General features: G+C 66.9%; 12 protein-coding genes. 4 read left to right on the top strand and 8 right to left on the bottom strand.

Annotated elements, in window-relative coordinates; genetic code table 11:
- Window positions 1–98 precede the first annotated feature (98 nt).
- Window positions 99–11,084, bottom strand: coding sequence for a type I polyketide synthase (locus BST42_RS04730; protein ID WP_083117419.1), 10,986 nt, complete (start codon window positions 11,082–11,084; stop codon window positions 99–101).
- 356 nt (window positions 11,085–11,440) lie between these two features.
- Here BST42_RS04730 and BST42_RS04725 point away from each other — a divergent pair, with 356 nt between their 5' ends.
- The 3 genes from BST42_RS04725 (at window position 11,441) to pe (ending at window position 17,019) form a co-directional block, all read left to right on the top strand.
- Entirely contained in the window at window positions 11,441–12,850 is a 1,410-nt protein-coding gene (locus BST42_RS04725) for a condensation domain-containing protein (protein ID WP_083117418.1), read from the top strand.
- Window positions 12,851–12,928: 78 nt separating this feature from the next.
- Window positions 12,929–15,907 (top strand): MMPL/RND family transporter, encoded by a 2,979-nt coding sequence (locus BST42_RS04720; RefSeq protein WP_083117417.1) that lies wholly within the window; start codon window positions 12,929–12,931, stop codon window positions 15,905–15,907.
- Window positions 15,904–17,019, top strand: a complete 1,116-nt coding sequence (gene pe, locus BST42_RS04715; protein WP_083117416.1) for an acyltransferase PE — start codon at window positions 15,904–15,906, stop codon at window positions 17,017–17,019. The genes BST42_RS04720 and pe overlap by 4 nt, the downstream gene beginning before the upstream one ends.
- Before the next feature lie 19 nt (window positions 17,020–17,038).
- Here pe and BST42_RS04710 read toward each other — a convergent pair whose 3' ends face one another.
- Together BST42_RS04710 and BST42_RS04705 are read right to left on the bottom strand one after the other, a co-directional pair.
- The gene (locus tag BST42_RS04710) at window positions 17,039–17,677 is read right to left on the bottom strand and encodes a GAP family protein (protein WP_083117415.1); all 639 of its coding nucleotides are present in this window, start codon (window positions 17,675–17,677) and stop codon (window positions 17,039–17,041) included.
- 11 nt (window positions 17,678–17,688) lie between these two features.
- On the bottom strand, window positions 17,689–19,398 hold the full coding sequence (locus tag BST42_RS04705; protein ID WP_083117414.1) for an AMP-binding protein: 1,710 nt from the start codon (window positions 19,396–19,398) through the stop codon (window positions 17,689–17,691).
- A 118-nt stretch (window positions 19,399–19,516) separates the two neighbouring features.
- On the opposite strand from BST42_RS04705, the gene BST42_RS04700 reads away from it, so the two are divergent.
- Entirely contained in the window at window positions 19,517–19,999 is a 483-nt protein-coding gene (locus BST42_RS04700; protein WP_083117413.1) for a flavin reductase family protein, read from the top strand.
- 24 nt (window positions 20,000–20,023) lie between these two features.
- Here the strand turns inward: BST42_RS04700 and BST42_RS28955 are convergent, their stop codons facing one another.
- From BST42_RS28955 to BST42_RS04680, 5 genes are all read right to left on the bottom strand, one after another.
- A complete protein-coding gene (locus tag BST42_RS28955; RefSeq protein ID WP_110918472.1) occupies window positions 20,024–20,179 on the bottom strand; it encodes a hypothetical protein in 156 nt (51 codons plus the stop codon).
- Between the two features lie 108 nt (window positions 20,180–20,287).
- Window positions 20,288–21,043, bottom strand: coding sequence for a succinate dehydrogenase/fumarate reductase iron-sulfur subunit (locus tag BST42_RS04695; RefSeq protein ID WP_083117412.1), 756 nt, complete (start codon window positions 21,041–21,043; stop codon window positions 20,288–20,290).
- Between the two features lie 2 nt (window positions 21,044–21,045).
- Entirely contained in the window at window positions 21,046–22,962 is a 1,917-nt protein-coding gene (locus BST42_RS04690; protein WP_083117411.1) for a fumarate reductase/succinate dehydrogenase flavoprotein subunit, read from the bottom strand.
- A gap of 37 nt (window positions 22,963–22,999) precedes the next feature.
- Window positions 23,000–23,836: a succinate dehydrogenase subunit SdhC gene (gene sdhC / locus BST42_RS04685; protein ID WP_083117410.1), complete on the bottom strand. Its 837-nt coding sequence runs from the start codon at window positions 23,834–23,836 to the stop codon at window positions 23,000–23,002.
- A 69-nt stretch (window positions 23,837–23,905) separates the two neighbouring features.
- Window positions 23,906–24,202 (bottom strand): Rv0250c family protein, encoded by a 297-nt coding sequence (locus tag BST42_RS04680; protein WP_083117409.1) that lies wholly within the window; start codon window positions 24,200–24,202, stop codon window positions 23,906–23,908.
- Between the last annotated feature and the right edge of the window lie 53 nt (window positions 24,203–24,255).

Genomic DNA, 24,255 nt, shown 5'->3' with positions numbered 1-24,255 from the left:
ACGGCCTTCTGGCCAGCGGAAATTCGACGAACCGTGAGACGTGCGCGCAACGCCGCAGCGGTGCGATCTTCGTCACACTGCTGCGGCGTTGCCGCGTTTCAGTCCTCGGTCGCGGGTGCGGACGCGGGCTCCGCCGCGTCCGCGGAGCTGACCGCTTCCGGCTCGGCGGCGGGCTCGTCGGAATCCGGCAGCTGCGAGACCAGATGCTCGGCGAGCTCCCCGATGGTCGGGTGGTCGAACACCGCTGTGGGGCTGATGTCGAACTTTCCGCCGAACTGACCGAACAACCGGTTGCGCAGTTCGACCGCCATCAGGGAGTCCGTGCCGAGATCCAGGAACCGGCTGGACGCGGCGGGCGGCTGTGCGAGGCGCAGGAAACCCTGCACCTCTTTCTGCAGGAACTCGGTGATGAAACCGGCTCGCGCCGCCACCGGAAGTTCCTGGAGCTGCCGCAGCAGTTCACTGTCGCCGACCACCGTGCCGTCGCCGCTGGGCAGTACCTGATCCAGCAGTGGCGGACGGATACCGCCGAGCACCTTCGCGGTCCGCTGCCAGTTGGCCTTGAGCACGGTGGCTTGCGCCGCGCCCTGCCGGATGGCCTCGCCGAGCGCGGCCAGCGCCGCGGACGGCTCCAGCGGCATCATGCCCTGGGCACTGAGGTTGGCGACGGCGGCCTGCGAGCTGGCCATACCGCCCTGCCCCCACGGACCGAAGTTGACCGCGGTCGCAGGCAGCCCCTGCGCCCGCCGGTGCGCGACGAGCCCGTCGAGCAACGCGTTGGCTGCGGCGTAGTTGCTCTGTGCGGGCGAGCCCAGCACTGCCGACGCCGACGAGTACAGGATGAAGAACTCGAGGTCATCATCCTTGGTCAGCCGGTGCAGGTGGTGCGCACCATAGGCTTTGGGCCCCAACGTGGTCCGGAACCGGCCGAGATCCTGCTGCGGAAGCAGGGCATCGTCGAGCACACCGGCCAGATGTGCCACGCCCGCCAGCGGCGGCAGCTCGGCCCGGATCCTGTCCAGCAGCTCGACGACCTCGGACTCGGCGCCGACGTCGGCAGCGAAAACGTGGATCCGGCAGTGGAAGCGCTCGGCGATGCCGTCGATGGCCTGCTGAGCTTCCGCATCCGGCGCCCGACGGCTGGTGAGCACGATGTCACCGGCGCCGAGCTGAGCAAGATACGACGCCGTGTGCAGGCCCAGCGCACCCAGACCACCGGTGACCAGATAGCTCCGATCACCGCGCGGCTGAAGCGGTTTGGGCATCTGCACCACGATCTTGCCGATGTGGCGCGCCTGCTGCATCCGCCGGAACGCGGTCCTGGCTTCGGTCAGCGGGTAGACCTCGGCGGGCACCGGGGTCCACTCACCCTTGGCCAGCCCGTCGGACACCTCGACCATCAGCCGCTGAATGTGATCCGGGTCGGTCATCATCGTGACGTCGAGCGCAACGATCTCGTAGTCGATATCGGGACGCAGTTCCGCCATCTGCTCGGCGGTCCAGATATCGCGCTTGGCGATCTCGGCGAACCGGCCGTTCTTGGCGGTGGCACGCACCGTCGCCTCGACGAAGCCCTCACTGGTCAGCGAGTTGAGCACCACGTCGACACCCTCGCCGCCGGTGTCGGCAAGAATCTGGTCGGCGAATTCGGTTGTGCGCGAGTCGTAGACGAACTCCACGCCCATCTCCCGCAGGGTGGCGCGCTTGTACTTGCTGGCGGTCGCGAACACGGTCGCGCCGTGCGCGCGGGCCATCTGTACCGCGGCCAGACCCACGCCACCGCTGGCGGCGTGGATCAGTACCTTGTCGCCGGGCTTGAGCTTCGCCCAGTCGAATGCGAGCCGGACCGTGAGCGCCGCAGCGGGAATGGTGGCTGCATCCACCGCGCCGATCCCGTCCGGCACCGTCGCCAGCAGCGGCTCGGGCACGTTCAGCCGGCTGGCGAAAGCACCCTGCATCGAACCGAACACGCGCTGACCAACCTCGAATCGGGTCACCTCGGAGCCGATTTCGGTGACCACACCGCACAGGTCACCACCGATCGGGCCGGGGTCGCCGGGGTACAGGCCGAGGACATTGAGCACGTCGCGGAAGTTGAGGCCGGCGGCCTCGATCCGGACCTGCACCTCGTTGGCCTTCGGCGGGGTCACCTCGATCTCGGTCAGCCGCAGGTTGTCGATCGCGCCGCGCTCGGTGGGTGCCAACGCGTAGTCGTCGCTGCGCGGCATCGGCAGCTGGCCGTTACGGGCCCAGTGCAGGAGCCGGGATACCAGGAACCGACCCTGTCGCACAGCCATTTCCGGCTCGACGACCGGCGTGCCCAGCGCACCGGCCATCCAGCGCAGTGACTCGTCGGAGCCGTCGGAGTCGACAAGGCGAACCCGCAGGCTCGGCTGCTCCGCGATCAGCGTGCGGCCGAATCCCCACAGGGCCGCCTGGACCGGATCGACCGGCTCGCCGGGCTCGGTGGCCACCGCACGTTCGGTGACGATCCACAGACCGTCGGCCAGCGTGTGATTGCCCTCGGCCAGCGCGGTCTGCGCGGCGCCGAGGAAAGTGGCGATCTGAGCTTCCAGGTGAGCGGCGAGCTCGGTCGTCGAGCCGTCGGCATCCCCCAGTCGCGCACTGCGCCAGACGATTCCGCTGACCGGCGCACCGCGCTCGGCCGCCTCGGCGAAGACCCGTTGCCACGACTGTGGATCCGTGGCCGCGTCGACCGTCACCGCGCCGGGTACCTCGGCTGCGAGTGCGTCGAAGCCGGCGATCAGCCAGGTGCCGTTCGTGGTCTTCTCGGCGTCATCCGCCGGGGCCGCGATCTCCTGCCAACCCAGGCTGTACAGCAGCCGGGTGGAGTCGCCGCCGAGCCCGCGCATCAGCGCCTCACGCGGGGCGCGTTTCACGGTGAACTCGGCGATACCACCGAGCACTCGCCCGTCCCGATCCAGGAAATCGATGTCGAAGACCTGGGTTTCGTTGTTGATGGTGTTCTCGTGCCAGCGGGCCCGGCAGTAGAACCGGCGCGGCATCTTCTCGGCGATCGTCACCTGTCCGTACCGCAACGGCAGGAACAGATCGGTCATGCCCTGCTCGGCGGCCAGCGTCGCGGGGAAGGCCGGGAAGGCCACACCGGTGCACAGGTCCAGCAAGACCGGGTGGATCGGCTCAGTGCCGAGATGCTCGCCGAGTTCCTCGCCGACCGCGATGTCCCCGATCGCCTCATCCTTGCCGACCCACAACGACTTCAGCGAGGTGGACCACGTGGGACCCCAGGCCAGTTCCATGTCACCGAAGATGTCGAACAGTTCCTGCGGGCGGGTGCGATTCATCTGCTCGATCGCCTCGTCCGGAGCCACCGTGTCCGCCGGCGCCGCATCCGGGTCGACGCCGGAGAGCAGGGTGCCGTCGGAGTTCAGCGACCACTCGGCCTCCCGAACCCCGTAGGGCCGGCTGTGCACCTGGAACTTCCAGCCGTCGTCGACGGGATGCAGGGTCAGCTGCACCTCGCGAGAGGCCTTGTCGGGCAGGATGATCGGCTCGTAGAAGAAGACTTCCTTCACCCGCGCCGGTGCTCCCGCGGCGGCCATTGCCATCGCCGCGTACGTCGCGCCGGGCACGACCACGGTGCCGTAGATGACGTGATGGGCCAGCCACGGCTGGGTCTTCACCGAGAGCACGTTCGTGTAGACCGTGTCGCCCGAGGCCAGATCCTTGGCGCTGCCCAGGATCCCGGACGCCGCGGTGCCGTCGGGCCGGATACCGGAGGTCTTCGGCCAGTACCGGCGGCGTTGGAACGGATATGTCGGGAGTTCGAGTCGGCGCCCCGCCGTGTGGAACCGGGCCGAGAAGTCCGGGCGGTGCCCGCAGATGTACGTCGTGGCAAGCGCTTCGGTCATCTGACGCGCAGCGTTGGCGCCCTTGCGCAGCGACACGATCGCCCGCGGCGTCGCCGAGGACTCCGGCCAGATCTGCAGTGCGGCCGCGGTCAGAATCGGCTGCGGTCCGATCTCCATCAGCACCGAACAACCCAGGCCCGCGACCGTGCGCACGCTTTCGGTGAACTGCACCGGCTGCCGGGAATGCCTGCGCCAGTACTGCGCGTTGATCGGCGTCTCGGCGGTGAGCACCGCGCCGGTCCTGTTGCAGACCAGCGGCCGGGTCGGCACCGCGTACTCGAATTGGGTTGCGAACGTCTCGAATTCGTCGAGCACCGGGTCCAACAACTCGGAGTGGAAGGCGTGGCTGGTCTCCAGCCAGGTGCAGCGGGCACCGTCCTCACTGCAGGCCGCGACGATCTGCTCCAGATCCTCGCCCGGACCAGACAGCACGGTGTTTCGGCCGTTGTAGGCACCGACCGACACGCGCGGGAAGCTCGCCGCGGCCCGCTCCACGTAATCGGGATCGGCGAACACCGCGACCATCCGGCCGCCCTCGGGCAGGCTGCCGAACAACCGGCCACGCTCGGCGATCAAGCGGATACCGTCCTCGAGGCTGAACACGCCTGCCACGCACGCAGCCGCGTACTGGCCGACGCTGTGGCCCAGCACCACGTCGGGTTCGATGCCCCACGACTGCCACAACCGGGCCAGGCCCATCTCGACGGCGAAGATCGCCGGCTGGGCGAATGACGTGTGCCGCAGGGTTTCCGCGTTCTCCCGGTCACCGGAGAACAGCACGTCGAGCAGCGGGCGCGGCAGCATCGGATCGACGGCCTGCGCGCAGCGGCGCAGGGTGTCGGCGAATACCGGCTCCGATTCGAACAATTCCTTGGCCATGCCCGGGTACTGGCTGCCCTGCCCCGGGAAGAACCACGCGGTGGTCGGCGGGTCGGCGCACTCGCCGCGGAGCACGCCCGGACGCAACCGGTTGGCCACCAGATCGTCGAGCAGCATCTTGGCCTCGGACACGGAGTTCGCGACGACGGCCGCCCGGTGCTCGAAATGCGATCGTCCAGCGCCCGCGGTGTAGCTCACGTCGGCGATCGAGGCATCGGGATGAACTGCCAGCCAATCGGAGTAGCGCTGCGCCAACGCCAGCAGGCCCTGCCCGGACCGCGCCGACAGCGGCAGCACGCTCAGCGGCTCACGCACCGGCTCCGGCACGACGACCTCGACCGGCTCGTCGGCGTCGTCGCCGAGCGCGGGCTGCGGCGCCTCTTCGATCAACACGTGGGCGTTGGTGCCGGTAAAGCCGAACGAGCTGACGCCGGCGCGGCGCGGCCTGCCGTTGGCCACCCACGGGGTGGGCTCGTCGACGACCTTGACGGGCAGGGAGTCCCAGGGGATGTGCGGGGACGGATTCTGGAAATGCAGGTTCTGCGGCAACAATTCGTTCTGCAGCGACAGCACGACCTTGATCAGACCGGCCACACCGGCAGCGGACTCCAGGTGTCCGATATTGGTCTTGGCCGTTCCCATCAGCAGCGGACGGATCGGATCGCGGCCCGTGCCGTAGACCGCCGCGGCGGCCTGCACTTCGATCGGATCACCCAGCGGGGTGCCGGTGCCGTGCGCTTCGAGGTAGTCGACATCGGCGCCGCCGAGCCCGGCGCGGGTCAGCGCCGCCGAGATAAGGCGTTGTTGCGCACCGCCGTTGGGCACCGTCAGGCCGCTGGATGCACCGTCCTGGTTGACCGCGCTGCTGCGGATGACGGCGGCGATGCGGTCACCGTCGCGCTGCGCGTCGGAGAGCCGCTTGAGCACCAGGATGCCGCAACCTTCACCGCGGACGTAGCCGTCGGCGGATGCGTCGAAGGTCTTGCAGCGGCCGTCGGGGGCCAGCATCCGGGCCCGCGACGCAGCCACGATGGACGCCGGGCTCAGCAGGACGTTGACACCGCCGGCCAGGGCCATGTCGCAGTCACCGGAGTGCAGCGCCTGGCTGGCCTGGTGGACGGCCACCAGCGACGAGCTGCACGCGGTGTCCACGGCCATCGCGGGGCCTTCGAGGCCGAGGGTGAACGCCACCCGGCCCGCGATCGCATTGAGTGCGTTGCCGGTGATGAAGTGCGCCTCGAGGTTCTCGACCGATTCGCCGGACAGCAGATGCGAGTACTCGTTGGCACCCACGCCGACGAAGACGCCGGTGCGGCTGCCGCGCAAAGAGGACGGCGCGTACCCAGCCTTTTCTAAGCCCTCCCAGGCGATTTCCAGCATGAGGCGCTGCTGCGGGTCGATCCACACCGCTTCGCGCGGGGAGATGCCGAAGAACTCCGGGTCGAAGCTGTCGACGCTCTCCAGGTAGCCGCCGCTGCGGGTGTAGATCTTGCCGGGCGTCTGCTGATCGGGGTCGTAGTACTGGTCGACGTCGAAGCGGTCCTCGGGGATCTCCCGGATCGCGTCCACTGCTCCGGACAGCACGTCCCAGTACGCGTCGGCGTCGGCCGCACCCGGGAACCGGCAGGCCACCGCGATGATCGCGATCGGCTCGTCGGTCGCCGCGCCCGCCAGCGAGGCAGGCGCGGCCGCGAGCTGCGCGCCCGCCTTCTCGTTGAGGTTGAGCACGTCGCCGAGGATGTAGTCCGCGACATCGGTCAGGCGGGGGAAGTCCATCGCGAGTGTGGCCGGAAGTTCCTTGCCGACAGCCTGTTCCAGGCGACGGCGCAATTCGACCGCCATCAGAGAGTCCATGCCGAGGTCGAAGAACCCGGCCTCTTCGCGGACCTCCGACGCGTCGACCCTGGTCACCTCCGCGACGGTGTTGCGCAGGTACTCCAGAACGAGTTTCTTGCGCTGCTGCACCGGCGCGGCGGTGAGCTGTTCGACCAGCCGGGTGGTGCCGGATGCTCCGGTGGCCACGGGTACCGACTCCGGCACTTCGCGGGCCACCTCGGCCAGCAGCGACCGGCGGCCGGCCTGCAGGTAGATCGGCAGAAAACGGGCCCAGTCCATGCGCGCCACAACGGCTTCGGCCGGACCTTGCGATCCGGCGGCGGCCATGATGTCGGCCATTCCGGCCAGCGCATCGGTGGGCGACAGGGTGCGGATCCCGCGGCGGTCCAGCTGCGCGCGGGCGTCCTGGTCTGCCATGCCCGCCGACCATGGACCGAAGTTCACGCTGATGCCGTGGACGCCGCGTCCCCGCAGCCGCCAGGTCAAGCCGTCGAGGAACGCGTTGGCCGCGCTGTAGGCGCTCTGGCCGTAGCTGCCCCACACCGACGAGATCGACGACGTGGACAGGAAGAAGTCGAGCTTCAGATCGGCAGCTGCCTCACTGAGGTACCAAGCGCCCCAGACCTTTCCGGAGAAAACCCGGTCGATCTCGGTGCTGTCGAGCGAGCTCAGCGGGGTGGTGCTGTTCTCGCCTGCGGCGTGAACGATGCCGGCCAGCGGTGGCAGTTCGGCGGCCACGGTCGCGAGCAGTCGTGCGACGTCGTGCGGGTCGGCGACATCGGCTGCGATCACCCGGACCGAGCAGCCGTGTTGTTCCGCCAGCAGGTCGATGCGACGTTGGGAGTCCTCATCGGGGGCGCGGCGGCTGGTCAGCACCAGCTGGCGGGCGCCGTGCGCGGCCAGGTATCCGGCGATCTCCAGCCCGATCGAGCCGAGTCCACCGGTAACCAGGTAGGTTGCCTGCGGGCGCAGTTCCAGCGGAGTCGAGTTCGGCTGGCCGGTCCGCCGGACCAGCCTCGGCACATGAACACCGCTGTCCCGCAACGCGATCTGATCCTCGCCAGGTGCCGCGGTGACGACCTGCTTGATCAGGCGCGACCATTCGTCGGCGCCGGTCCCGGACAGATCCGCCAGACCGCCCCACACCTGCGGGTACTCCAGTGCCGCGACGCGGCAGAAGCCCCACAATCCGCTCTGCTCCGGCGCCACCGTGTCCGCGTCACCGACGCGTTGCGCGCCTTGGGTCAGCACCCAGATCGGGGTGCGCAGTTCGGCGGTGGACGCGGCGCGGAACAGGCGCTGGGTGCCCCCGAGCACCCGATGCTGCATCCGCAGCAGGGACCGCATCGACGACTCGCCGTCGGAGTCCAGTGCCGCGACGTGCAAGATGCGCAACGCGGGCTCGTCCTGCACCGCTGCGATCAGTTCGGTGACGAGGCGCTCCTCGTCGGCGTCAGAGACCGGCAAACCGAGGACCCGGTAGCGGTGGCCGTGCGCGGTCAGCGCATCGACCAGTGGGCGCATCACGGCGTCGTCGTCACCGATGAGCAGCCAGGCTGCGCCCTCGCCGACCTCGGTCGACGAACCGAGCGCCTTCTGCTGCCAGCGGATCTCGTAGCGGATGTCCGCGATCGATTGCGCACTGCGCTGCCGATTATGTTGGGCGGCAAGCTTGCTGAGCACCTCGGCGGCCGTGGTGGAGCCGTCCCCGCCGAGTAGCGCGGCCAGTTCCTCGATCCGGCCGTCCTCGAGCAGCTGCACGGCCTCGGTGCGGGCGGCATCATTCGCGGTCGACTGGGACTGCTTGGTCTGGTACCAGTACTGGCGATGCTGGAAGGGGTACGTCGGCAGATCGAGCTTGCGCGCCGGCTCGTGCACCAGTGCGCCGAAGTCGGGAACATGTCCGGCGACGTAGGCACCGGCCAGCGCTTCGGTCAGCTGCCGGTGGTCTGCGCCGTTACGGCGCAGCGATGCAACGGCTTTGGGTGCGGTCGCCGGATCCGGCCAGGCCCGCAGTGCGGCGGCGGTGAGCACCGGCTGCGGCCCCACCTCGAGCAGCAGCGTGCAGCCGAGTTCGGCCAGCGTCGCCACCCCCTTGGCGAACTGCACCGGCTGACGGGCGTGGCGGCGCCAGTATTGCCCGTCGAGCTTGGCGGTGCGGCCCAGTGTCGCCCCGGTCCGGTTGCACACCAGAATCCGCTGGGGGGCCGCGAATTCGAATCCGTTGGCATAGGTCTCAAAGGCATCGAGCGCCGGGTCGAGCAGCGACGAGTGGAATGCGTGGCTGGTGTCCAGCCAGTCGCACCGGGCACCCTCGTCCGACAGCTGGGCGACCGCGCGCTCCAGGTCGGCGGCCGGCCCCGACAGCACGGTGTTGGCGCCGTTGTAGGCGGCCACCGACAGGCTCGGGAACTCGTCGGTCAGGCTCTCCACCCGGTCCGGGTCGGCGAAGACAGCGCACATCCGTCCGCCCGCGGGCAGGTCACCGAAGAGCCGACCCCGTTCGGCGAGTAACCGCGCGCCGTCCTCGAGGCTGAAAACCCCTGCGACACAGGCGGCCGAGTACTGGCCGACGCTGTGGCCGAGCACCACATCCGGCTCGAATCCCCACGATTGCCAGAGCCTGGCCAAACCCATCTCCACCGCGAAGATCGCGGGCTGGGCGTGCCGGGTCTGCTTCAGGGTTTCGGCGCCATCACTGTCGAATATGACGTCCAGCAACGGCTTTTCGAGCGCCCCGGCGACGGCTTCGGCACACCGGTTCATGGTGTCGGCGAACACCGGCTCGGTCTCGTAGAGCTCGCGGGCCATGCCGGCGTACTGACTGCCCTGTCCGGGGAACAGCCAGGCGGTCTTGGGCGCGTCGACGCAGTCGCCGCGTACCAGTCCGGGAGCGGGCAGATCGTCGGCGAGCGCGCCGAGCAGCTCGCGGGCCGACTCGACGGAGTTGACCACCAGGGCGGCGCGGTGTTCGAAGTGGGCGCGGCCCGCTCCGGCGGTCAGACAGACGTCGGCGAGGGTGGCGTCGGGGTGTTCGGCCAGCCAGCTGCGGTAGTCCTGTGCGGTCTGTACCAGGGCGGCCGGGGTGCGGGCCGACAGCGGCAGCACGGCGAACCGGCGGTCGTCCGGCGCCGCGTCGGCAGTGACCGGGCTGCTGACCGGTGCCTCTTCGAGAATGACGTGCGCGTTGGTGCCGGAGAACCCGAACGAGCTGACGCCGGCGATGCGGGGCCGCTCCGAACGCTGCCAGGGGCGCAGCTTGTCGACGACCTGCACCGGGATCCGGTCCCACGGGATGTGCGGGGAGGGGTTCTTGAAGTTGAGGTGCGGGGGCAGCTCGGAGTGCTCGAGCGACAGCACGACCTTGAGGACGCCCGCCACGCCCGCGGCCGCCTCCAGGTGGCCGATGTTGGTCTTCGCCGACCCGATCAGCAGTGGCTGGTCGGCGTCGCGGCCCTTGCCGAGCGCGGCCGCGGCGGCCTGAACCTCGATGGGGTCGCCCAGCGACGTCCCGGTTCCGTGGGCTTCCAGATAGTTGATGTCGGTGGGCGTCAGGCCGGCCCGATCCAGCGCCTCGGCGATCACCCGCTGCTGGGCGACACCGTTGGGGACGGTCAATCCGCCCGAAGCGCCGTCCTGGTTTACCGCGCTGCCGCGGATGACGGCGCGGATGTGGTCACCGTCGCGCAGCGCGTCGTCCAGGCGTTTGATCGCGATGACACCGCAACCCTCGCCACGCACGTATCCATCGGCGGCGGCGTCGAACGTCTTGCACTTGCCGTCGGGGGCCAGCATCCGCGAGTGCGAGAACGTGATCATGGTGGCCGGGCTGAGCATGACGTTCACCCCGCCGGCCAGCGCCAGATCGCATTCGTCCAGCAGCAGTGCCTGGCAGGCCTGGTGAATCGCCACCAGCGAGGAGCTGCAGGCCGTGTCGACGGTGACCGCGGGACCCTGCAGCCCCAAGCGGTAGCTGATCCGGCCCGCGGCGGCCGCGCTGGAGGTACCGACCGCCAGGTAGGCCTCGATCTCGGGGTAGGTCAGCGCATCGGAAGCCATCCCCAGGAAGTCGTGGGTGGCCAGACCGACGAATACACCGGTCCTGGTGTTCGCCAAAGCCGTTGGCGCAGTGCCGCTGTGCTCGACAGCGCGCCACGCGGTCTCCAGCAGCAGACGGTGCTGCGGGTCCATCATGTTGGCTTCGCGCGCGGAGACCCCGAAGAACGGTGCGTCGAATCCGGTGGCGTCGTCGACGAACCCGGCCCGCCGGGTGACCATCTTGCCCGCCGCGTCGGGGTCGGAGTCGAAGAACTGCTCGACGTCCCAACGGTCGGCGGGGACCTCCGAAATCGCGTCCCTCCCGCTGTGCAGGACGTCCCAGTACTGGTCCGCATCCGCGGCTCCGGGAAGACGGGCCGCGTAACCGATGATTGCGAAACGGGGTGTCTGCTGCGTCGGATGTTCGGTGGGTGCCATCAGGTTGTGTTCTCCGCATCGGGCCGGTGAAGTGTCGCTGTGCTGTCGTGGGAGACCACGTCAGGGCCAGGAACAACTTCCGAACGGCCACGGCTCGGTCATCTCCCGACAGCGACGGCCGGCTCATCTCCCGACGGTCAGTATTGCACGGGCGTTGCTGAACAAGCGGGTTTCACTCTGGTGTCGAGGAGGGCGTGGCCAGGCGTTACACGTTTATTTAGGGCCTTTAGTCACTAGTTGTGACCAGGGGCTTTGCGGGTGGACGGCAAACTGCCACAGCGACAGGCGCTATCTTGGTCTGGCCACCAGGTTGCCGGTCTCGAGGCCGTAGCCGCTGTAGACCCGGGAGGGGAATTTTGCACATCGGGAAGATCACGATCGGCACAATCGATGATTGGTCGCCGACCCCCGGTGTGGTGATTTCCTGGCACCCGACGAAAGCCGCAATGGACAAAGCGCGCCAGGCACCCGTCAGTTCGGTGCCTGTCAGCTATATGCAGGGCCAGCATATTCGCGGCGTCTACGAACAGGACAAGGCCGGACTCGACTATTCGCGGCAGATCATCGCCACGTGTGAGGTTCCTGGTCAGTGCGATATCGACGCCATGAATCACGCGCTGAACGCGTATCTACGCCGCCACGACACCTACCGGAGTTGGTTCGAATACTCCGGTTCCGGAGATATTGTCCGGCGCACCATTGCCGATCCCGCTGACATCGAATTCGAGCCGATCGACAACGGTGTGATGGCCGCCGAGGATGCGCGCAAACACATCGTCGACATTCCCACTCCCATGGAATGGGGCTGTTTTTCCTTTGGTGTCGTACAAAGCGATGATCACTTCGATTTTTATGCCAGCATCGACCACGTCCACGGGGATGCCGCGTTGATCGGGATCACCATGCTCGAAGCGCACGGCATGTACACCTCACTGACCATGACCGGACAGCCCATGGCGCTGCCCGAGGCGGGCAGCTTCGACGACTTCTGCATCCAGGAGCGCCAAGCCACCGCGGATTTGACCGTCGATTCTCCCGAGGTCCAGGCCTGGATCGAGTTTGCCGAGAACAACAACGGCACGCTGCCCGAGTTCCCGCTTCCGTTGGGCAACGCACTGGAGCCGACGGTCGCTGACATGGTCGGCGAGATGATCTTGGACGCCGATCAGACCGCGCGATTCGAAGCGGCGTGCACCGCGGCCGGCGTTCGCTTCGTCGGCGGCCTGTATGCCTGCACCGCCATGGTGGAACACGAATTGACGGGCGCGACAACGTATTACGGCCTCACCCCGCGGGACACCCGCAGAACCTCGGACAACTTCACCACCCAGGGCTGGTTCACCGGCTTGGTGCCGATCACCGTGCCGATCGCCGCGACGACGTTCGGCGAGGCCGCCTGGGCGGCGCAGACGTCGTTCGATTCAGGCCTGAGCCTGGCGCGGGTGCCGTATTACCGGGTACTGGAGCTGGCTCCGTGGTTGGAGAAGCCGCACCCGAACTTCCCGGTCTCGAACTTCCTGCATGGCGGCGCCGCACCGCTCAACGCCGTACTCGCGGCCGCTGACATGGGCTATTCGAACAACATCGGGATCTACTCCGACGGCCGCTTCAGCTATCAGCTGACGATCTATATATTCCGGTACGAGGCCGGCACCGCGATGGCGGTGATGTTCCCGGACAATCCAACCGCCCAGAAATCGGTCGCCCGCTACATCGCGGCGATGAAGTCCGTGTGTGGACGCATCGCCGACAGCGGGCAGTGGTGACGTGCTTGTTGGTTTCAGTGAAGTTCGATGCAGTGAAGGGGCGCGCGGCCTGAGGGTCTCGCGCAGTGTGAGGAAATTGTGCGACGGCTGACCGATTTCGTGGTGCGGTGGCCCTGGGCTGTGATCGGCGTCTGGGTTGCCCTGGCGGTCGCGCTGCCGCTGAGCTTCCCGAGCCTGACCGAGATGGCCCAGAAACATCCGTTGTCGATGTTGCCGGGCGACGCCCCGTCCAGCGTGGCTGCGCGGCAGATGACCGAGGCGTTCAAGGAACCGGGTGGGGACGACCTGCTGCTGGTGGTGCTGACCGATGAGAAGGGTCTGACCCCCGCTCACGAAGCCACCTACCGCAAGCTGGTCACCGCGCTGCGCGACGATCAGCACGACGTCGTGATGCTGCAGGATTTCGTCGGAACACCAGCTCTGCGTTCATTTTTGACGAGTAAGGACAACAAATCCTGGGTGGTGCCGGTCGGACTCGCGGGCGCGTTGGGGACTCCGCAGTCCTATGAGGCCTACAACCGGGTGGCCAACATCGTCAAACAGAGCACCGCGGGCAGCCCGATGGAGGTGCATCTCACCGGCCCCGCCGCCACCGTCGCCGACCTGACCGTGGCAGGCGAACGAGACCGCTTGCCGATCGAGATCGCGATCGGCGTGCTGGTGCTGCTCGTGCTGCTGATCGTGTACCGCAATCCGATCACCATGCTGCTGCCCTTGATCGGCATCGGAATCTCGCTGGTGATCGCGCAATCCGTGGTCGCGGGGTTGTCGCACACCACCGGTCTGGGGGTGTCCAACCAGGCGATCATCCTGCTGAGCGCGATCATCGCCGGTGCGGGAACGGATTACGCCGTCTTCCTGATCAGCCGCTACCACGACTTCATGCGCCGCGGCGAAGACTCCGACGCGGCGGTGAAGCAGGCACTGAACTCGGTGGGCAAGGTGATCACCGCATCCGCGGCGACCATCGGAATCACGTTCCTGGGCATCAGCTTTGCCAAGATGGGCGTGTTCTCGACGGTCGGTGTGTCATCGGCGGTCGGCGTCGGGGTGTCCTTCCTCGCCGCGATCACGCTGTTGCCTGCCATCATCGCGCTGGCCGGTCCGCGCGGCTGGATCACCCCGCGCCGCGAGCTGACCGCACTGTGGTGGCGACGGTCCGGCATCCGCATCGTGCGCAGACCGCGAGCACATCTCGTGGCCAGTGTCCTGATCCTGATCCTGCTGGCCAGTTGTGTGGGATTGGCGCATTACAACTACGACGACCGCAAAGCGGTCTCGCCGGGGGCCCCGAGCTCGGTGGGCTACACGGCTCTGGAGCGGCACTTCGACCTCAACCAGTCCATTCCGTCCTACGTGCTGGTCCGATCTCCGCGCGATCTGCGCAACCCCCGGGCGCTCGCCGACCTCGAGCAGATGGCGGAGCGCATCAGTCAGGTGCCGAACATCGCCATGGTCAGCGGTATCACCCGGCCTCTTGGTGAGGTGCCACAGGAGTTCCGGGCCACCTATCAGGCCGGCCTGGTCGGCGACCGGCTGGGCACCGGCTCGGCGATGATCGCCGACAACATGGGCAGCCTCGACCGGCTGGCGGGCGGCGCCAACACCCTGGCAACGAATCTCGGCGACGTGCGGGGTCAGGTCGGTCAGATCACCAGCAGCGTGCAGAGCGTGGTCGATGCTTTCGGCTCGCTCAAGGGCCAGTACGGCGGGGACAAACTCGTCAAGAACGTCGAGGTCGCGACCAAGCTCGTCAACGCCGTCAACCGGCTCGGCAATTCGATGGGGGTGAGCTTCACGGCGGCCAGGGACATGTTCGCCTGGGTGGGCCCGGTGCTGGTCGCGTTGCACGGCAATGCGGTCTGCGACCTTGATCCCTCCTGCGCCGAGACCCGCGGGCACTTCCAGGCGTTGGTCGACGCGCGCAACGACGGCACCCTCGACGAGATCAATTCGCTGGCAACGCAATTACAGTCGATGCAGGACAAGCAATCCCTCAACGCGACGCTCAACCAGCTCAACGACGCATTCGCCCGGCTGACCAAGCTGATGAAACAGATGGGCTTCGATTCCCCCGGCGGCGCGCAGGCGGGCACGGCCAAGCTCCGGCAGGGTGCCGACCGCGCCGCCAGCGGAAGCCGGGAGGTCGCCAACGGTGTGGACCAGGTCGTCGACCAGATCAAGCTCATGCGCACCGGACTCGATCAGGCTGCCGCGTTCCTGCTGTCCATGAAACAGAACGCCGCGTCACCGGCGATGGCGGGGTTCAACATTCCCCCTGAGGTTCTCGAGCTGCCTGATTTCAAAATGGCGTCGAAGATGTTCATCTCGCCCGACGGACATTCGGTGCGGTATCTGGTGCTGACCAAGCTCGATCCGTTCAGCGCCGCGGCGATGGATCAGGTCAATGCGATCAGCGACGCCGCCCGCAGCGCGCAGCCGAACACGTATCTGGCCGATGCCACGATCTCGATGGGCGGGTATCCCGCCGCGCTGCGCGACACCCGCGACTACTACCAGAAAGACATCCGCTTCATCATCGCGATCACGATGATCGTGGTGCTGCTGACGTTGATGCTGTTGCTTCGGGCGATCATCGCACCGCTGTATCTGGTTGGCTCCGTGGTGCTTTCGTACTTCGCGGCACTCGGTATCGGCGTCCTGGTTTTCCAGTACCTATTCCATCAACAGCTGCACTGGACGGTGCCGCCATTGGCGTTCGTGGTGCTGGTCGCCGTCGGGGCCGACTACAACCTGCTGTTCGCGTCGCGGCTGCGGGACGAGTCCGGCGACAGCACGCGGTACGGCGTGATCCGGACGTTGTCGTCGACCGGTGGCGTGATCACCGCGGCCGGGCTGATCTTCGCGGCGTCGATGTGGGGCTTGTTGTTCTCCAGCATCGGTACCGTGGTCCAGGGCGGGTTCGTCATCGGCGCCGGAATCCTGCTGGACACGTTCCTGGTCCGGACGGTGACCGTACCCGCCATGGCTACGCTGGTCGGAAAAGCGAACTGGTGGCCGTCACGATCGAGCTCGCAGGGGAGCGTCAAGGCATGAAGAAGCTACTCGCTGCGGCGACAACGCTGATCACGGTGTGCGCCACGGCCGGAATCGCGGCCGCCGACCAGCCGACTCCCGACCATCCGAACGGCGACGGTCCACCGATCGGCACACCTGGCCGGGGCTATGCCCTCGGTGGTGCGCACGTGCTCGGCATCCCCTACGACGAGTACATCCGCCGTACCGGCGCCCAGTGGTTCCCGGGCCTGGATCGGCAAATCGTCGACTACCCCGCCGGCCAGGTTCAGGGCCACACCCTGGAGCGGTTGTTCCCCGGTATCGGCAAGCTCGACGACAACTTCCCGGGCCTGGGTATCGACGGCCCGAGCATCGGCGAGTCGGTCGACGAGGGTGAGGGCAACGTCATCCGGGCGGTTCAGGCAGGTGGACCGGGTACCGCGATCGGTCTGTCGGAGGGCGCGATGGTGCTCAACGCCGTGCAGAACCGGTTGGCCACCGATCCGAATGCGCCGCCGCCGGATCAGTTGTCGTTCGCGACCTATGGCGATCCGATCTCCCCGCACGCGTTCGGTGCCGGCTTCCTGGCCCAGAACTTTCCGGTCGGCAGTGTCGTTCCGGCGCTGGACTACCGGATTCCGCCGCAGGTGGACAGCCAGTACGACTCGTACCGGTTCGTGTCGGCCTACGACAGCATCGCCGACTGGCCGGACCGCCAGGACAACTGGATGGCGTTGGCGAATGCGGTCGTGGGCCTGGCGACCGGACACACCGCCGTCGCGTTCACCAACCCGAGCATGGTCCCGCCGCAGAACATCAGGACGACAGTCAACTCCAGGGGCGCGAAGACGACGACGTACCTGATCCCGGAACAGCACCTGCCGCTGGTGTTGCCGTTCAAGTACCTCGGCGTGGACGAAGGGACGCTCAACAAGCTGGACGCGGTGCTCAAACCCTCGGTGGATGCCGGATATTCGCGCAATGACGACCCGCTGACCGCGCCCATCGAGGTCGACCCGGTGAACGGCTACGACCCGGCCGCCGTCACGGCGCCGGCCACGCAGGCCGCCTTCGGTGGCGGCACCGATCCGCTGTCGCAGCTGACCGCGGGGCTGCAGTACGTGTTGAACCACGGTCCCAGCGCACACTGAGCCGCGCGGCCGACCGATCTCAGACGCCGAGTAGACCTGCCGCGAGCAGCACGACGCCGACCACGGCCAGCAGCACGGCCACCTCGCGGCGGCGTCGCGCCCGAACCCAGCCATGCAGTCGGGTCATCGCCGCATGCGTGCGCTGCGGGGCCGCCAGGTAGGCCAGCAGCGGAATCTCGACGAGCGCGAAGGCGATCACGGTGAACGTCAGCAACGCACCGAGTCGGACCGCGGGATCGGTGGTGCCCGCGCCGATCACGGCCAACGCCGCCAGGTAGTCCACCGAGGGCAGCGCGATCCCCAGACCGGCGACTCCGGCGACCCACAGCGAGGGGCCGTCGAGCAGACGGCTCAACCACGCCGGTACCGTCCGGTCACGGCGGCCCTTGGTGACCGCCAGAACGGCCGCGGCCGCCAGGGCCAGCGCACCGATCACGATCTGCACTCGCGGCAGGGTGAAATGCGCCGAGGCCGGTATGTGCGATTCCAGCGCGAACAGCACCACGGCGCCGACCGACAAACCCATCACGAAGCCACCGCACAGGAACGCGGCCAACTGCAGATGCGGGCGGGGACGATTCAGCATCACCACCGACATGCCGATGCGAAACGGTTCCAGACTGACGGCCACGGCCATCACCAACAGGGTGAACCACATCGGATGATCAGCTACGCATCCAACCGCACGAACTGTCCTTGCCGATACTGTTCGATGCACGCGGCCCGGCGGATCTTGCCGCTGGTGGTGGTCGGCATGGACCCGGGCTCCACCAGGACGATGTCCGCTACCTGCAGACCGTGTGCCCGCGAAATAGCCGCGACCACATCGCTTTTGACCGATTCGAGGTCGGTGTCGTCGCGGACCTTCAGTTCGACGACGGTGACCAGCTTTTCGGTCTCCTCATCGGACACCGCGATCGCCGCGACCCGGCCGCCGGTGATCTTCTGCACCGTCGCCTCGATGTCGTCGGAGTAGTGGTTGCGGCCGCGCACGATCAGCATGTCCTTGATACGTCCCACGATGAACAGGTCACCCTCGGAGACGAAGCCCTGATCGCCCGTCCGCAGCCAACCGGTCGGCGGGACATCCCCCGCCGGTCGGGCCAACGTCGCGCCGAACGCGGAACCGGTCTGCTCGGGTTTGCGCCAATATCCGGCCGAGACGTTCTCGCCGTGTGTCCAGATCTCGCCGACGGTGCCGTCCGGGCATATCTGGCAGCTATCGGCGTCGACAATCCGCACGAGGGGAGACACCGGCAGTTGGTACCGCAACAACTGGGTGCCACCGGGCTTACGAATGGCATTGCCCAGCGTCAGTTCGTCGGCATCGAACTCGACCACCTCCGGCACCCGGGCGGCTCCGCCGCTGGCGACGTAGACCGTCGCCTCGGCCAGACCGTAGGACGGGGCGACCATTTCGGGCCGAAAACCGTTGGGCGCGAGGCGTTCGTTGAACCGCACCAGGGTATCGGGATGGATCCGTTCGGCTCCGTTGATGATGCCGATGACCCGGCTGAGGTCCAGCCCGTCGAGCTCGTCATCGGTGGCCCGTCGTGCGGTGAGGTCGAACGCGAAGTTCGGTGCGCCGGACCACGACGTGTCGGAACGGGCCATCATCTGTAGCCATCGCGCCGGGCGGCTCAGGAACGCGATCGGGCTCATCAGGTCGGCGTGATTTCCGCTGAGAATGGGCGCAGCGATCCCGAGCATCAAACCCATGTCGTGATAGAACGGCAGCCACGAGACCAGGCTGGTGTCCGGCGGGAACTTGCCGCCGTGGTGGGCCAGGTATTCGGCCATCAGCTGCTCGAAGTTCGCCACCAGGTTGCGGTGCGAGATCATCACGCCGGCAGGCAGCCGCGTCGATCCCGACGTGTATTGCAGATACGCGACTTCGGGACCGTCGTGCAGGTCGGCAGCGTCGGCTGCGGGTGCGTCGAGATCGAGCGTGTCCACGGCGATCGTGGCGATCACGGCGGCGCCGTCATCGACGTACTGTGCGGCCACCTCGAACACCGCCGAGGTGGTCAGCACGACGGTCGGCGACGTATCGGTCACCACCGCGCTGACCCGCTCGTCGTGGGAACCGGGCACCGGTACCGAGAGCGGGACGGCGATGAAGCCGGCCTGCATGGCGCCAAGGAACGCGACGATGTAGGCCAGGCCCTGCGGAGCGATGATCAGCGCCCGGTCGCCCGGGGCGCCCTGCTGGCTGATCTCCTGCGCGACGTTGAGGGTGCGACGGTACAGCTGGGACCAGGTCAGGCTTTCGGCGACGCCGTCCCAATCCCGGTCGTAGTCGGTGAACGTGAAGGCGACGTCGTCTGGCGTCGTACTGGCGCGGTCGCGCAGCACGGACAGGATGGAGACGTTCGGCACTGCCCAAGGCTACTTGGGCGGACATGTGAGCTGCGCCCGCCCCTAGGCGTCTCAATTGACCTCTGGGCGGGATCTGATCTGGCCGCAGCCGACCGCGACGTGGGAAGATGTCAGCGTTATGAGCAACACAGAGCTGAGCCCCGCCTCGCTGCGTGAGGCGTTCGGCCATTTCCCGTCCGGGGTCATCGCGATCGCCGCGGAAGTCGACGGTGTCCGGGTGGGCCTGGCTGCCAGCACCTTCGTGCCGGTGTCGCTGGACCCGCCGCTGGTCTCGTTCTGTGTGCAGAACAATTCCGAGACCTGGCCCAAGCTCAAGGACCTGCCGTCCTTGGGGATCAGCCTGCTCGGCGAATCACACGACGCCGCGGCCCGCACCCTGGCGGCCAAGACCGGCGACCGGTTCGCCGGGCTGGAGACGCATTCGCATTCCAGCGGTGCGGTGTTCGTGCACGGCACCAGCGTGTGGATGCAGAGCTCGATCGAGCAGTTGGTGCCCGCCGGCGACCACACCATCGTGGTGCTTCGGGTCCAGGACATCACTGTGCATGACGTGCCGCCGATTGTCTTCCATCGCAGCACGTTTCGCAGACTGGGCATCTAGCCCAGCCTGATCCCGCACCCGCCGTCAGCGCTTCTCGGCGAGTTCGTCGCGATAGCCGGCGATGCGCTGCTCGAGTTCGGCCGCATCGTCCGGGCGGCCCTGCTTGCGGGCCAACTCGGCACGGGCGGACAGCTCGCGAATCGCGGTGCGGATGTCGTTGATGCTGTGGACAGTCCCCATCTGTTCGAGGCTACTCACCTCCGATGGGAACCTTCATCGGCGAGCAGACATAAACGCCCCCGAACACTGGGCGTGTCGGGGGCGTTTACGTCTGCTCGCGTGGGAAAGCTACTTGTCGCGACGGAACAAGATGTTGCCCAGCCAGACCACCGGGTCGTACTTCTTGTCGGCCACGCGCTCCTTCATCGGGATCAGCGCGTTGTCGGTGATCTTGATGTGCTCGGGGCACACCTCGGTGCAGCACTTGGTGATGTTGCAGAAGCCGAGGCCGTTCTCGTCCTGGGCCATGTCGCGACGGTCGATGGTGTCCAGCGGATGCATCGACAGCTCAGCCTGGCGCATCAGGTAGCGCGGGCCGGCGAAGGACTTCTTGTTCTCCTCGTGGTCACGGTTGACGTGGCACACGTTCTGGCACAGGAAGCACTCGATGCACTTGCGGAATTCCTGGCTGCGGTTCACGTCCTCCTGCTGCATCCGGTAGTCGCCGGGCTGCAGATCCTTCGGGGGAGTGAACGACGGGATTTCCCGTGCCTTCTCGTAATTGAAGGACACGTCGGTCACCAGGTCGCGCATCACCGGGAACGTTCGCAGCGGAGTGATCGTGACGACCTCGTCCTCACCGAACGTCGACATCCGGGTCATGCACATCAGACGCGGCCTGCCGTTGATCTCGGCAGAACACGAGCCGCACTTGCCTGCCTTGCAGTTCCATCGCACCGCGAGGTCGCCGGCCTGGGTGGCCTGCAGCCGGTGAACGATGTCGAGCACCACTTCGCCGTCATTGACCTCGACGGTGTAGTCCTGCAGATCGCCGCCGTCCTCGTCGCCGCGCCAAACCCGCAGTTTCGCGTCGTAAGCAGCCATTGTCAGCCCTTCCGGTCCGGGTGCTCGGCCAGTTGATCGTCGGTGTAGTACTTCTCGAGTTCGGACAGCTCGAACGTGGCAAGCAGATCCGGCCGCATCACCGGCTGCTGCTCAGGTGTGACCGTTACGTCGGGCACGACAGCCTCGGCGTCGCCCGGTGCCACCCGGCACACCAGCAGCTTGTTGCGCCAGTGTGAATCCATCTTCGGGAAGTCGTCGCGGGTGTGTCCGCCGCGGCTTTCGGTGCGCGCCAGCGCGGCCTTGGCCACGCACTCGCTGACCAGCAGCATGTTGCGCATGTCGATCGCCAGGTGCCAGCCCGGGTTGAAGATCCGGCCACCCTCGACGACGACGTTGGCGTAGCGGGCCTTGAGCTCGTCGATCTTGCCCAGCGCCTCTTGGAGTTCACCTTCCTTGCGGATGATGCCCGCAAGGTCGTTCATCGACTGCTGAAGCTCGGCGTGCAGGGTGTACGGGTTCTCGGGGTTGTCCTTCGGCTCAAACGGAGCCAGCGCCAGCTTGGCTGCCTCGTCGACCGCCGCGTCCGAGACGGCGGGACGCTCCGAGAGCGCTCGCACGTAGTCGGACGCACCGAGGCCGGCGCGCCGGCCGAACACCAGAAGGTCCGACAGCGAGTTGCCGCCGAGCCGGTTGGAACCGTGCATACCGCCCGAGCACTCGCCCGCGGCGAACAGGCCCGGCGTCGCACCGGCACCGGTGTCGGGATCGACCTCGATGCCGCCCATCACGTAGTGACAGGTCGGACCGACTTCCATCATGTCCTTGGTGATGTCGACCTCGGCCAGCTCGATGAACTGGTGGTACATCGACGGCAGCCGGCGCTTGATCTCCTCGGCGGGCATCCGGGAGGCGATGTCGAGGTACACGCCGCCGTGCGGCGTTCCGCGACCCGCCTTGACCTCGTCGTTGATGGCACGGGCGACCTCGTCGCGAGGCAGCAGGTCAGGCGTGCGGCGTGCCGAGTCGTTGTCCTTCAGCCACTGGTCGGCTTCTTCCTCGGTTTCGGCGTACTGCCCCTTGAACACGTCGGGGATGTAGTCGAACATGAACCGCTTGCCCTCGGAGTTCTTCAGCACTCCGCCGTCACCGCGCACACCCTCGGTGACCAGGATGCCCTTCACCGACAGCGGCCAGACCATGCCGGTCGGGTGGAACTGGATGAACTCCATGTTGATCAGGCCGGTGCCGGCCCGCAGCGCGAGCGCATGCCCGTCGCCGGTGTACTCCCACGAGTTCGACGACACCTTGAACGACTTGCCGATACCGCCGGTGGCCAGCACCACGGCAGGCGTCTCGAACAACACGAACTTGCCGGTCTCGCGGTAGTAGCCGAACGCGCCGGCCACCTTGCCGTCGTCGAGGATCAGGTCGGTGATCGAGCATTCGTGGAAGACACGGATGCGGGCCTCGTAATCGCCCAGCTCCTTCTTGTCCTCCTGTTGCAGCGAGACGATCTTCTGCTGCAGGGTCCGGATGATCTCCAGGCCGGTGCGGTCACCGACGTGCGCCAGGCGCGGGTAGGTGTGGCCACCGAAGTTGCGCTGGCTGATCTTGCCGTCTTTGGTGCGGTCGAACAGAGCACCGTAGGTCTCCAGCTCCCAGACCCGGTCCGGGGCTTCCTGCGCGTGCAACTCGGCCATCCGCCAGTTGTTCAGGAACTTGCCGCCGCGCATGGTGTCACCGAAGTGCACCTGCCAGTTGTCCTTGGTGTTGACGTTGCGCATGGCAGCGGCACAGCCACCCTCGGCCATGACGGTGTGTGCCTTGCCGAACAGTGACTTCGTCACCACGGCGACCTTCAGACCCCGTTCGCGGGCCTCGATCACCGCTCGTCGGCCCGCGCCGCCGGCACCGATCACGACCACGTCGTAGGAATGCCGTTCGACTTCCACCGTCATTTGACCTCGCTAAAGCTATGGATTTTCAAAGTTCTTGTCAGCCAACGAATCTCAGGTCAGAGATGGTGCCGCTGGCCACCAGCATGACGTAGAAATCGGTGAACATCAGAGTGCCGAGCGTGATCCAGGCGTACAGCTTGTGCCGGGTGTTGAGCTTGCTGACCTGAGTCCAGATCCAGTAGCGCACCGGATGCTTGGAGAAGTGCTTGAGCCGGCCGCCGGTGACGTGCCGGCAGGAGTGGCAGGAGATCGTGTAGACCCACAGCATCACCACGTTGCCGACCAGAATGATGTTGCCCAGTCCGAATCCGAAGCCGCCGGGGCCGGTCTCGGAGTGGAACGCCACGATCGCGTCGTAGGTGTTGATGATCGAGATGATGCCGGCGATGTAGAAGAAGTACCGGTGGGTGTTCTGGATGATCAGCGGAAAGCGGGTCTCGCCAGTGTATTTCGCGTGCGGCTCGGCCACTGCGCAGGCCGTCGGGGACTGCCAGACCGAGCGGTAGTAGGCGCCGCGGTAGTAGTAGCAGGTCAACCGGAACAGCAGCAGGAACGGCAGCGACAGGAAGGCGTACGGCAGCAGCGACAGCGGCCCGGTCGCGGGCAGGATCTGCGGCCAGAAGTCGCTCGCCTCACCGCATGCCTTGGAAAGGCACGGCGAGTAGAACGGCGTCAGGTAGTGGTACTGCGGGACGAAGAAGTGGTCTCGCTGGAACGCGCGCACCGTCGCATAGATGACGAACGCCGCGAATCCGAGGTCGGTCCAGATCGGCGCTTTCAGCCAGTTGTCGGTCCGCAGCGTGCGTTGCGGTATCTGGGCACGGCCGGGTGAGAAGACGCCGGTCTTCGGGCGGTTAGCCGCAGGTGCGCTCATCTACTGTGATCCCCTTCGCATGAACTCATCGGAGGGTACCCAGATCACGGCACCCGGTTAAATTCGGGGTCAGCGGCGGTTGTGGCCGCCCACGCCCTCGTCGTCGACGTCGCGCCAGAACGCGGAGTCGTATGGGGTGTCGGGGATCCCGATCTTCTCGGTCGACGTCACGGCCGTTTGCTGGGTTAGGGCAAGCTCATTGGCGTCGATATCGAGAAGTTCCACGTCATTGAGGATGCGCTCGGCATCATTGACGATTCGGCGCATTGCCGGACTGTCGGCGTAACGGCTCTTCAACGAACTCACGCAGCGCCGCAATCCACCGATCAGATGGTGAAGTTCGGCCAATTCTGTGGTGGTGGACAAGGGGACCTCCCTGGGCTGAAGGTGTTATGGATCACAGTACGACACCCGATGCT

Origin of the sequence: Mycolicibacterium rhodesiae, from assembly GCF_002086695.1 — a bacterium.
Taxonomy (GTDB): domain Bacteria; phylum Actinomycetota; class Actinomycetes; order Mycobacteriales; family Mycobacteriaceae; genus Mycobacterium; species Mycobacterium rhodesiae.
The sequence above is the reverse complement of the archived record's forward strand: the minus strand, read 5'-3'. Positions and strand labels throughout refer to the sequence as shown.

What these genes read in the sequence shown, in the direction of transcription:
- BST42_RS04730 (WP_083117419.1), bottom strand. Translation starts at nt 11,084, where the DNA reads ATGGCACCCACCGAACATCCGACGCAGCAGACACCCCGTTTCGCAATC.
- pe (WP_083117416.1), top strand. Translation starts at nt 15,904, where the DNA reads ATGAAGAAGCTACTCGCTGCGGCGACAACGCTGATCACGGTGTGCGCC.
- BST42_RS04710 (WP_083117415.1), bottom strand. Translation starts at nt 17,677, where the DNA reads ATGTGGTTCACCCTGTTGGTGATGGCCGTGGCCGTCAGTCTGGAACCG.
- BST42_RS04700 (WP_083117413.1), top strand. Translation starts at nt 19,517, where the DNA reads ATGAGCAACACAGAGCTGAGCCCCGCCTCGCTGCGTGAGGCGTTCGGC.
- BST42_RS28955 (WP_110918472.1), bottom strand. Translation starts at nt 20,179, where the DNA reads ATGGGGACTGTCCACAGCATCAACGACATCCGCACCGCGATTCGCGAG.
- BST42_RS04695 (WP_083117412.1), bottom strand. Translation starts at nt 21,043, where the DNA reads ATGGCTGCTTACGACGCGAAACTGCGGGTTTGGCGCGGCGACGAGGAC.
- BST42_RS04690 (WP_083117411.1), bottom strand. Translation starts at nt 22,962, where the DNA reads ATGACGGTGGAAGTCGAACGGCATTCCTACGACGTGGTCGTGATCGGT.
- sdhC (WP_083117410.1), bottom strand. Translation starts at nt 23,836, where the DNA reads ATGAGCGCACCTGCGGCTAACCGCCCGAAGACCGGCGTCTTCTCACCC.